Origin of the sequence: Shewanella sp. TC10, assembly GCF_009663145.1 — a bacterium.
Classification (GTDB): domain Bacteria; phylum Pseudomonadota; class Gammaproteobacteria; order Enterobacterales; family Shewanellaceae; genus Shewanella.
Genome location: NZ_VKHR01000067.1, coordinates 1 through 12,967, shown reverse-complemented (window position 1 = coordinate 12,967; position 12,967 = coordinate 1). Strand labels below are relative to the sequence as shown.

The following is a 12,967-nucleotide window of genomic DNA, read 5'->3' as shown; positions in this document are numbered from 1 at the left end:
CCTTCTAGTAACCTTACGGTTCTCTTAGCGCATTTGCTTTGGCTCGTAGTAACGGCTTAAGCCAATAATTTAATACGGTTTTATGACCAGTTAAAATATCCGTGGAAGCTTGCATACCTGAAATAATCGGCCAACCATTGAGCTGGTTTTCATCGGTTTGTATGTGAGCTTCATAATAGGTAGTGCCATCCTCAAGTTGCTGAGCATCGGGGCTGACATAAATCACTTCCCCTTTAATGCCACCATAAATGACAAAGTCGTAAGCGGTAAACTTCACCATGGCCTTTAAGCCTTTGTGAACAAAGGCGATGTCTTTAGGGGCAATATGGCTTTCAATGATCAATTGATCATCTTGAGGCACAATTTCCATAATGACTTGTCCCGGTTCAACCACTTGTCCTGCTGAGCGCACTAAGATGTTGGATACGCTGCCTGCAACAGGGGTGGTGATTTGGGTTCGCTCAAGCCTATCGGCGAGGGCCTTCATATTCTCGGTCAAAGCGGATAGTTCGTTACTGGTTTTGTTACGTTCGTCTGTTGTGCGATTGATAAAGTCTAGCGCTACATTTCTGCGTTCTGCCACTGCTTGACTAATCGCGGCTTGCAGTTGTCGCTCACTTGCTTGAGACGCCGATAACTCGCCCTGTAGTCTTACCGCGTCTCGTTCTAATTTTAATAGTTCTAATTCTGCAACAGCGCCTTCACTGACCGCCTCACGTGTCATTCGAATCTCTTGTTTAGCCATGCTAAGTCCGCTGCGCTGTGCATCGATATTAATATTGACTTCTTCTTTAGCTTGGCGCTTTTGTTCAACGATTTGGGCTGTTTGATCCAGCTGCGACGCTAGTTGAGACAGTTGCGAAGAATAAATAGCTTGAGCACGACGATTGGCTGAAGGATCAAGTACCTCAAAGGTTTGTGGGGTTATTTGTACTTGTGAAAACCATAGAGGTTGCTCGTCATCAATGTAAACACTGTCTAGTAAGGCTTCTAAACGAGTTAACTGATTTTTTAAGGCAAAACTGTTGAGCCTGGCTTCATGAAAGGCCGATGCAAAACGTAGCTCATCAATCACTAATAGTGTTTGTCCTGCGGTGACACTGTCGCCTTCTTTGACGAGGATTTCTTTCAAGCTGCCGCCATCTAAGCTTTCTATTTGTTGTACCGCATTGGCAGGTACCACTTTACCTTCACCGACGACAACTTCTTCTAAAGTGGCGAACGCAGCCCAAATAACAGTGGCGCATAACAGGGCGAAACTGAGTAAAATGACGATATTGGCACGTTTGGCGCCTTCGAGGTGTTTGATATGCATGCTGGCACTCATGATTTCACCTCTTTTTTAACGCTATGTTGACGGACATTGACAGCTTTTATTCGTCGCTTGTTCGGTTCAAGTAATTCGCTTGCTGACTTTTCGCCAATAATATTGCCTTTGTCCATGACAATAATTCGGTCGCATAAACTTAAAACTTTGGGGTTGTGTGAAGAAATAAGTAATGTGCAATCAGTTGTATTCATTTTCAGACTACTGATGATTTGCATTTCACTGCGCTCATCCATTGCACTGGTCGGTTCGTCTAAAATTAATAACGTTGGCTGCCTCAGCAGAGTGCGACATAGGGCTATGGCTTGGCGCTGACCACCCGAAAGTTGCCTACCAAATTCGCCAACCTGGCTGTTAAGCCCGCTACCTAATCTGTCCATGAGTTTATCAATACCTGTGGTCATCATGGTTTGGGCAAGTAAGGCTTCATCTACATTATCGAGTCCATACAATAGGTTATCTAGCACAGTACCATAGACTAAATTGGGTTGTTGGCTCATGTAACCAATGTATTGTCTTAGACGGTTAATAGACCATTGCTGGGCTTCTAGCTGGTTATAAAATAGCTGGCCTTCATTGAGTTGATATTGACCCGCAATCAATGCCATTAATGTGGATTTTCCCGCGCCGGCGGGGCCATAAAAGCCAATTTTTTCGCCTGCTTTTATATCAAGGTTGATATTGCTAAAAGCAGCGAGAGGTTGCTCAGGGTAACTGAAGCTGGCTCCACGAAGGTGCAAACTGCCATTAAAAGGAAATTGTGACACACTCACAGATTGCTGTTGGTTCTCTTGCGGTAAGTCTAAAATTGACTCTACTGAAGTAATAGCTGAGCGAGTCTGTTGATATTTAAGCAGCAACATCGCAATTTGATTGATTGCGCTTGAAGCTCTGCCGCTCAGCATTACAATGGCAATTAACCCACCCATACTTAAGTTGCCTTGATGAATTTGATATACCCCAGTAATGATTAAGCCAATAGACACTAATTGCTGACAATTCATTACGCTATGGCTAAGGGTATTGGAGCTAATGCGGGACTCATTTTGCCAATCAGCTAGGCTGCTAACGGTTTCATGCCAGATACGTGATGCTTTAGTTTGACCATTATTTTGTTTAATTTCAGCCAACATGTTTAAGCTTTCAACGAGATGGGCTTGGCGTTGAGTAGAGAGCTTAGATGACTCTTCAATAGTGACGGATAATCGTTTTTGCATGAAAACACTCAGTAAAATGAGCACAAGCATGCAGGTCAGTGGCACAAACACCATGACACCGCCAAGCCAAGCAATTAACACGAGAAATAATAAGGTGAAGGGTAAGTCCACTGCAGTGACGAGAGTCACTGAGGTAATGAAGTCACGGATACTATCAAATTCTTGCAGCTGTTTTGCAAATGCCCCTGAAGAAGCTGGGCGATTTTCTAATCGCATGCCAATGACTTTTTCAAATAAGACAGAGGAGAGTTTTATATCAACCTGTTTGCCAGCCACATCCGCTAAGCGGGTTCGCGCTTGACGCAATAACCAGTCAAAAACAATCGCAATTGAGGCACCACTAGCCAGTACCCATAAAGTATCGATAGCTTGATTAGGTACGACTCTATCATACACATTCATGGTAAATAACGGCGTGACGAGTGCCAGTAGGTTAATAGCCAAGGAACCGATTAAAAAGCTGCCATAAAAGGGTTTTACTTCATCAAATGCCGCTAAAAGCCAATGCCTTTTAGTGTCTTTATGGTGCTCAGTACCACGAGTGTCGAGTTGCTCAAGTGGCTTGATATACCAACATAAGCTGAGCTTAGTATTAAATTGCTGAGTAAAATCTCGAACATCTAGAACGGAGTCCTCACCAGTATCACTGACGAGGTGATAATGACCTTGCTGCTGGTGAGTCACTATAAACGCACGTTCTTCTTGGTCTATAACCAGGGCTGGTAAGGCTAAATGCTTATTACCGATATTTTGCAGGGCGGCATCGATGTTTATTTTTGCCATTGCTGCAGTGAGCTTTTGTTTGAGGTCACCTTTGCGCGGCAATGCTTGTTGCACTTGCTCTGGGGTTATCGCTAACGCAAAGTGGCTATTGGCTAATAATAAAATATTAACTAAAGCATTATGCTGTTTTGCTTGCTTCGCTGCTGTGTCTATTTCTGGCATAGGCTAGTTTGCATATCCTTGGCTAATGTTAGCGATTCAATATTTATATTAACTCTGGTTCAATAGTGCTTGTTGCGTTGTTAACTGATTGATTTCGTTGAGTTCACTCTGGCTTAAATATGCATCGGCAGATATATCCATTGCAGATGAATGCTGTTGTTTTGTGATTGATTCTTTGATGGCTTCAGTAAGAGACGACAAGGTATCTGTGTCTGCAAGTAAACCTAAATCTTCGGTGGCCGAAACGCTATCCGGTACGGGCTGAATATCACCAAAACCAGGTGGAGATATCAGTTTTTCATGTGTGCCTATTTCGACGGCTTCAGTCAATAGAATGCTAGTTTGCTCACTAATAACATTGGCTAGTTCTATATTAGCCATATCAATATTTGAGCTAGGCAGAGCCACATTTGAAAGTGGAAAGCTTGTGTTATCGATATGGGCAAAAGCATCTGCTGTCAGGGTATTTTCAGGTATACCTTCTGAAGGCGTTTCGAATTCGGCATCAGTTATCGCTTGCGGATCTCGATAGCCATATTCAGGTTTATCACTCAACATTGGCTGATGATGCTGAGGCAATTCTTGCTGTTCTTCAGCTGCATTAACGACAAAAGTTTGGTTGAATTGCAACGGGTTGTCGTCTTGGTTAGAAGTTAAAGGTGGAACATCTGAACTGATAGCGTCTTCAATTGGTAAAATAGCATCAATAGGTTCAGCCAGCACGGGGTTGTGAACTCGCACTGTTTGGTATTGGGCTACGCGTTGCTCCAAGAGTGCGGTGTCAGTAATTGCGGCAAGACTGATAGGAGAAATGTGTCTATTACCGTAGTCTAAGTGTCTGATTTGCTCAAACTGAGCAATTTCATACATGGATTGCATGATATCGAGTATTTCATAATCGGTTGGCTCTGCTGGTGGTTTTACCGTCATTGCCATTGCATTATTATAAATTGCACTATAAGCGGCATTGGCAACAAACGCGTTTGAGACCACAGCATTAGAGTCAACTGTAATGGTAATAGTTTCTAGGTTGCCGTCGATGACATCATTGCCTAAAGTAGCGATAGGGTCGAGTGATAAAGTAATAGGGACGCCATCAGTGGCACCACTTAAAGTGAGACCTGCGACATCTTCAATATCGACAATCCATTTATTTCCTTGTTTTTCACCTTTTGATAATGTCATGCCGTCAGTTAACCCTAATATGGTTAAAGTGGCTGTTTCACCTGGTGCAGGGTTTTGTAGTTCCAAACCTAAATTCAACGCAATATTGTCAGTTTGATTGGTGGTGAAGTCAGCAAATTGTGTCCAAATCGGCGGATCGACTTCTGGTGTTAACTCTATATCAAAGTTAATGGTCTGGCTGTCACTGCGGTCAATTTCTTCTGAGCCTAGTACTTCGGCAATATCTACACTTGAAATGGCGACTTCTACATTGAGCGTGCCAAAGGCTAGATCGCCAGGGAATACTTTTATTTCACTCAGACTTGGCCCAGCTACAGTTAAACTGGCAATAAATCCGCCATTGCCATCAGATGTTAATGCAACAAATTGCCCATCAATTTCAATGCCTTCTAAATCTATCAATGCTGAAGCATCAGCGGAAGTGATAAGGAAATCGACGATAAAGGCTTCATTATTTTCGAAATCGAGTAATTCAGCTGCAATTTCGACTTTAATGACATCGCCTTCAATTGCAGAGTAATCCTCTGGAGCAGATATGATTTGTACACCATCGGCAATAGGGCTGACGCCAATTAAAAAGTCCATTGAAGTAGTAACAAAATCATCAGTGCCAAGTTCTTGAGTAATGATTGAAAGTGACAGTGGTATATCGCCATTAAAGTTTTGCGGTGGCTTAATGACAATGCTATCGAGTTGGTCTGGGGTAATAGTCCAGTAGCTTGTTGGAGAGCCATTAAACTGACCTCCATCAGCACCATTGTTGGGTAAAAGCTGTAAATTACCACCAGCATCTTGGTAATAAACAGTGGCACCTTCTGGGACTCCTTGGATGGTGATGTATTGCACTTCAGAACCATCTAAATCAATAAGACCAATCACAGAGCTATCGATCCCTGCTAGCGCTATATTGGTATCTTCAGAACCGTGAATGATAATAAGATCTGCTGGGACATCTGCCGCATCAGTAATTGGATTGACATGAATGGTCAGGGTATCGCTGAAGTTTGTCGTGTCAATAACATCAACAGAATCAATATCTGCAGTGTCACTGACAGCGCCTGAAATCAGTAGTCTAAAGTCACCACTTAGATGTTCTGGTGGTGAAAATTGCAATAAGGCTAGGGCATTGTTTAATGCTACATTGGTGCTACCTGTAAATTCCCAAGTATCATCAGTACCAGATTTTAGCTGGAATAAACCTGAGTTATCAATGAGCTCTCCACCATCCAGCAGGGTAATGGTAAATAGCTGTGCAGGATCATCTAATATTATTTTTTCCACACCGCCAGTGTTAGCGGTGGCATCTGTGTCTGCGAAGGCTAAAAATAACCCTAAGGCCTTAGGGTCATCTTCATCCATGGTATCAATTAATGACTCCAGAGTGACACCATCAGCCACTGGGCTAATATTAATTTCCAGATTCTGAGAATCATCCATTTTGGTATCACCACTTAATGAGTCTGTGGCAATGATTCGAATAGGAATAGTCAAATCACCGGAAAAATCCTCAGAAATATTATGTAATGCTAAGTTACTTAAGGATGCTGTAGTAAAGACGTATTCGATGATGTTTTCACCACTGGCATCATAAAGTGCAATAACGTCACTACCGGTAAAATAACCGCCCTGAGGTAAGTCGCTGGCGAGCACTCTAAAGCTTATGACATCATTATTATCACTGGTGATGGATAAATTGAGATGACCGGCAAAATTGATGGTGCTGTCTTCTGTCGCATCGACATCACTGGCTTGCAGTGCCGTTACCGTAGAGGCAGTAGATGTTGAAGTGGGTTGATCGAAAGTAACGAAGATATTTGCAGTAATGATTTCAGGATCATCTCTGTCTAACACTCTTGCTTCAACGATGATGCCTTGCAAAACAGTGGCATGATCGCTTGATATTGTCATCCCCTCTAAAATCGATAATGCTTGTTCTTGAGTTGTATCGTTGGTCATATTATTGCTGGGGATAATCCAACGGCCGTCACCATCATTGATGGCCCCATTGGGATGGGTAACAAACCATCCATCAGCACTTGGCATCGTTATGACGATGTAATCGATGACTTCAGAGCCGTCTATATCACCGTCAAAAAAGACAATGTCATCGGTAAGCGTAATTGGCTGACCATCTGAGCTGTAAAGGACGGTGTTATTAATTTGTAAGCGGGTTATGACCTCAACCACCGCATCAACTTCGACTGAGAGTTGGCTACTTATTTCTTGTACTGTTGTCGCGCCAGTTTCCGATGTGTCGGTGATTTGATAACTAACATCTAATGTGAACGGTCCATCGGCATCTTGTGGCGGTAATACGGCTAAGCGACCTGAATTTAATAACTCGGTCAGTGTTGGGCTAAACTCATCAGTCAGTTCTGACAACAATAATCCGAAGCTACTGACCGCTATCTCTGCACCGTCAAATAGATAAATCATACCTTCACTTGATGGGAAGATTGTCATACCTGTGATGGTTTCACTGCCGTCCGTATCAGCTAACAGAGCAGGCATTAAATTAAGCACTATGGGTTGATCTTCTTTACCTAAGCTGGTGGTTTTTAGAGAGTCGGACGTTTCATCAATGACAGGGGCAATATCTATATTGAGGTTTAACTCATACTCAGCTATGTCTCCGTCCAATTCGGTACTTTCAACAAATAACGTCAAGTTTATTTGGCCACTAAAATCTTCAGGGGGCCGGATTGATAATGTCGATAGCTCAGTTGCAGTCACACTATACACGGGCAGTCCATTGTCAAAATCGACCACTGATAAATTGACTGTTTGGCCATTTGAATCGATAAAACTGGCGCCATCCGGTAAGCCGACTAATCGTAAGCTTAAGCTCTCGGAATCATCATCGTCTGAGCTGATAACTGTAAACGATAAAGGAATATCGCTATCTTCGTTAAAAGGTACTACTGAATTAATATCGCCTGAGTCAGTGATTTCCCATACATTGGGATCTGAATTAATTGTCGGTGCGTCATTAGCGACGCCTGTCAGTGAAATGGTGACATTTTGCGGCTGACTATAGTTGGGATTAGGGTTCAGTGGATTATCAAAGGGATCGATGCCATCTTGGGATGATTCAGTAGCATAGCTTCGCACCGAGATATCAAAGTCCCCTAAATTGGCAGAGCTGGCATCGGCCAGTGGGATGAGAGTCGCCTCTGCTGGTGGCGCAGAGAATACATCCTCAAAAGAGACGGTCCAGACCCCATTGCCCAAATCAACTGCACTTGGCGCATCAATCGCCCAGCCTGTGGGTAAGGTTAATTCAAAGTGTAGATTTTCTGAGCCTGAATTATCCGTAAGTGAACCAAAAAGTATCAAGTTTAATGCAATGGGGACATCTTCTTGGCTAGTGATGTCTCTTGTAACAAGTGTGGGCGTATCTGCAACAGGCGTGACTTTAATAACCACGGTTTCAGTGCTGCTTGGCGCGGTTGAGCCATTGTCAGGCTCGGTTGATAGTGCAGTGACATCAAAACTAAATTCACCAGCCAAATTGTCATCGACAGTGACTTGCAATAAGGCGAGTTCATCGGCGCTTATCTCTTGTCCGTTGGCAATAGAAAACTCAACACCGTCGCTGTTGGTACTGGTAATGGTAATGCCGGCAGCAATATTGGTTATGGCATAAATAATAACTTCTGAGCCTTGTGGATCTGCCCCAACAATATCTTTTGTGGTCGCGTTAATACTAATATCAATGGCGCCAGCGTCTTCGTTGACGTCATAGCTGAACTGGCTGTTACTTTCCCATTCTGGCGTGTCTGCTACAGAGGCAATAGAGAAAGGCACTTCGGTGGTGATTGACGGTTTATTATTAATATTGACCGTGATTTGCGCAGAAATCGCTAAGGTGGCATCTGATGCATCTTCTGGAGGGTGAAACACTAAATCGCCACTTGGAATAGCAATGCCTAAATTACTGATAAATAGGTCATTTCCTTGTAAAATATAATTTCCATCAGCATCTAGGCTCACGGGCTGACCGTCTAAGGTGAGTGTGCCGCCAGCAAGGGAGGCTTTATTGATAATGATGCTTTGGATAATTTCACCTTCATCAATATCGCCCGGTAACGCGACTATGGCTAATAGGCCAGGTGTATCTTCAGTGAAGTTAGGGTTGAGCACCTTGATTGAACCAGCTTTATCATTAGCCGTAATCGTGAGGTTATTAATGACAGTATCACCATCTGTATCGGTGACATAAACCTGCACATCTTCGCTATAAAATAGCTCAGCATAATCAAAGACCACACTGGTAACGGTGGCTTTACCATCAGCTGTGATGACAAGTGTGCCATATTTAACACCAGTGTCAGTGAACAGTTCAACGGAGTCCCCAGCTGAATACTCTGTGCCATCATAAATAAATTTGCTGACCTGAGCGCCATCTGCACCTTGTTGTTTTTGGTTAAATAAATTGACGCTGTATTCGGTATTATTTTCTTCAGTGAAGGTGAGTGATGAGTCATGTTGGATGGGCACATCATCTTGTATATTAATATTAATGGTTTGATTATTGGACTGATCGCCATCAGCGTCGGTAGCTACAACTTCGAAACTCATTGTTAGGTTGTTTTCGCCATTACCATCTGGGTGATCAACGGCGGCAAATTGTTCAAACTCGACTTTGCCATTTGCATTAAATCGAATTCTAAAGACATCGCTATTATCACCAGTTCGAATGGCGTTGTACCAGCCACTTCCATCGGCAAAATTACTTAATACAATGGCCTGACCATCACTGGTATAGCTGCCAAAGCTAAACCCTGTAGCGAGTTGAATATTACTGATATCGTCACTACCACCATCTATATTGAGTATGGCGCTGCTTGACACACTAATATTATCTATCAGCTCCCCTTCATTGATTGCTATGCTCAATGAAGCAGGTAAATTGGGGGTTATACCGTCATAGATATCGATTGAAATGACGGCATTAATATCTGTGTTATCAGTATCTGTCGCGACGATATCGACATTAATGGTGTTTTCGGTTCCTGCGCCAGTTTGATTATCGATAGGGCCAAACATTTGCATGGCAAAATCAATTTGAGCGGTACTTTCTGCATCAATATGGATATCGGCTGGTAGTGCCATTCTAAAGACTAAGGTGCCGTCGGATAGTTGCCCCTCGGCTGTGGCACCATTATCAGAAATGACCCAATATACAGTCGAACCATTCTGAGTGACTAATTGGCCATCGGAATCTAATACTGGATCAAAATCATAGAGATCAAACTTAATCTCGACGATTGGATCGCCTTTGGTCGTTATGTCAATTAAGCCTTTGACTCGGTTATTGACCCCTGGGGTGATGCTAGGAAGCTCACTTATTTCTAAGCTGATACCTGTGATGTCACCTGGGTCGTCATCTTGGACGATTAACATCATGTTGGCTTGAGTGGTATCACCGTCAAAGTCAGTGATAAACAGGCCAATATTGACCTCATCGCTGCCAACTTGGTCGAACGGTTGATATAAAGTAGTCGTGTAATTATGCGATAGTGTATCGGCTTCTAAGTTCCAGTTATTGTCTATTTCAATGGTAAAGATAGGTTGGCCAATATCCCCTACATAGGCCGTTAAGGTTAAACCATCTACTGAAATATCGAACATGATTTGCTCGCCACCGGCAGTGAGAGCCGGCAGCTCATTAGCATCAAACCCTAGAGTGTTTATCGCATCTGCGCCAACCTGTATATCAAACTGACCTGTTTGAACCAGAGGTGTCCCAATGAGATTAGCTTCATCAAAGGTTAAAGTACTGATATTGTCAATAAGGGCATTACTGCCGTCATTAATGACCCAATTAAGGTTGCCTAAGTCAATATGACTGCCATCAATATCGACAGCATCGATCAATGTGGCCAGCTCGAGTGAATCTGACGAGCTATGATCGAGTGGCCTTTCAATATTCATTGTTGCGGTGACATTAACATCGTCACCACTATTAATGGCAGATAGCGACAGACTAAATACTGTCACCCCATTCGCTATGGCAATAATTGATTTAGCGTCACCGCTCAAGGCAAAACTGATGGCATCTCCGTTTGAGGTTAGCCCTAGCGCTGTTAATGGGATTAAAGATAAAGCACTAAAAACCACTGAACTGGCGTTAATCGCGTCGGAACCTGCGGTGATGGTAAATAGTTGAGCATCAGAATTAGGCGAAGTAATTACAGTTTCTGAAGTCGTAAATGTGGCATCTGCCATTATTCCAATGGCACCATCATTGATAGTGATTGTACTGGTAGCAGTAGCAATACTGCCGTCAAAATCTGTCACTGTATAATCAAAGCTAATTGATTGTTCTATCGTATTGTCGAGGTTATCACTCGCTACAAACCGCCAAAAGCCGTTATACAATACGGTTAACTCACCTTTGCCTGTATCAATAACGGCTGGGGCACCTATTGCAACAGCATAATCAGTGCCGTTAAAGTTGATGCTTTCAACAATCAGTGGCCCTTCAATTGTATAGTCGTTACCTGTGATAGAGCCTGTAATTGACGTATCCTCAATAACAGTAAAATGATCATCGATGGCCAATTCTGGTGTGTCTTTGACGTGTAAAATGGCATAGGTAATTATTTCTTCTGTGGTGCCATCGGTATCTGTTTGGACTCCTTCAAGTCGAATAAATGTGGATAGTTTACCAATTGCAGGATTATCAAGTGGTTGAAAAAGAGTGACTTGCAGATCTGTACCCGTTAACGCAGCCTCAAGCACAAGTTCGTTATCGCCATCTCTAAAGACTTGGAACGATAAACCATCTGGCGCAATGACAATGCTTAACTCTTGCCCATTTGATTGGCTTCGTAACAAAAAGGATTGATCCGCTGATAAAGAAAGTACCGCATCGGGAATATCAAAACTAAATTCTGCACGAGTTTGATTGTTAATGTTTAATGCCAACTCGTAGAGATAGCCATCATTGGGTATATCCAAATTAGGCATATCATCCACAGCAGTATTACCGGCTAAATCACTAACGCTGACTTCCATTTGCCAGCTCATTCGCTGATTTAAACCATCAACATTTAAAGTGTCGTCAAATAGCCAGCTGCCATCTGCATTGACTGTAGTGGTAAATGTCTTGGTCGTGATACCGTCGGTTAATGTAAGCGTGACAGTTTGGCCTTGCTCTACTCCTGTGGTGGTTCCCGTAAGAGACGATTCTCTTCCGTAGGTGAATAAACCGACATCAAAACCATCGACTCCAGTATCAATATCAATAGTCACTTGAGTATCAATTAGCACTTGATCAGATGCTGTTGCACTATTGCCTGCAATATCTATTGCTGTGGCGGTTGCCGTTAGCGTGCCATCAACAAACCCTAAAGCAGCAAGGTCTTGAGCTGTAATACTATAAGTACCGTCAGCATTGACTGTGGTCGTTACGGTAGTTGATACATTGTTGGCGTCGGTTAATGTGATTTTGACTTGCTGACCAGCTTCAATATTAGTCACAGTGCCACTGACAATGACTGCACTAAGCTCAGTTTGGTTAATGAGACTATTACTATCGACAATTTCGACAGTGACTATTGCGGTAGTATCCACAGGCATTTGTGCGGATGCAGATGCAAGGTTACCTGCGACATCGTTAACCTCTGCAGTGACAAGTAATGAGCCATCATCAAAGCTTGATAAATCTTGTGCTGGGAGAACCCAAACACCACCAGTGACGATAGCGGTTACAGTCAGTGAATAGCCTTGATTATCGGTGAGGTTCACCGTAACCGTTTGGCCATCTTCAACATTTGTGACGCTACCTTGAATAACCACTTGGGTCATTTCAACAGCATTGATAACACCATCGTTATCAATAATCGTGATGTCAATTAATGCGGTTGTGTCTATAAGCATTTGTGTGGTGGCTGATGCAGGGTTGCCTGCGACATCGCTAACCTCTGCTGTGACTTCTAAAGAGCCATCATCAAAGCTTGATAGGTCTTGTGCTGGGAGAATCCAAACACCACCAGTAACGATAGCGGTTACAGTCAGTGAATGGCCTTGGTTATCAGAGAGGTTCACCGTAACTGTTTGACCATCTTCTATGTTTGTGACGCTGCCTTGAATAACCACTTGGCTCATTTCAGTGGCGTTGATAACACCTTCGTTATCAATAATTTCCACAGTGATATCGGCAGCTGTATCTTTAGCTACTGTGTTATTGCCAATGCTCGGATTACCTTCTACATCGACAGCTAATGCACGTAGCGTGAGTTCACCATCAAGTAATGATGACAAATCAAGGTTATCAAGTTGCCAC

At 43.0% G+C, this 12,967-nt stretch carries 3 protein-coding genes; all 3 read right to left on the bottom strand.

Annotated features, from left to right (window positions below; genetic code table 11):
* Positions 1-13 precede the first annotated feature (13 nt).
* The 3 genes from FNZ24_RS18425 to FNZ24_RS18415 are packed head-to-tail and all read right to left on the bottom strand — an operon-like array spanning position 14 to position 12,945.
* Positions 14-1,327, bottom strand: coding sequence for an HlyD family type I secretion periplasmic adaptor subunit (locus tag FNZ24_RS18425; protein ID WP_153916299.1), 1,314 nt, complete (start codon positions 1,325-1,327; stop codon positions 14-16).
* Positions 1,324-3,489 carry a type I secretion system permease/ATPase gene (locus FNZ24_RS18420; RefSeq protein ID WP_153916298.1) on the bottom strand — a complete coding sequence of 722 codons (2,166 nt, stop codon included), beginning with the start codon at positions 3,487-3,489 and terminating at the stop codon, positions 1,324-1,326. The genes FNZ24_RS18425 and FNZ24_RS18420 overlap by 4 nt, the downstream gene beginning before the upstream one ends.
* 48 nt (positions 3,490-3,537) lie before the next feature.
* Positions 3,538-12,945, bottom strand: coding sequence for an Ig-like domain-containing protein (locus FNZ24_RS18415; protein WP_228768543.1), 9,408 nt, complete (start codon positions 12,943-12,945; stop codon positions 3,538-3,540).
* Positions 12,946-12,967: the final 22 nt, after the last annotated feature.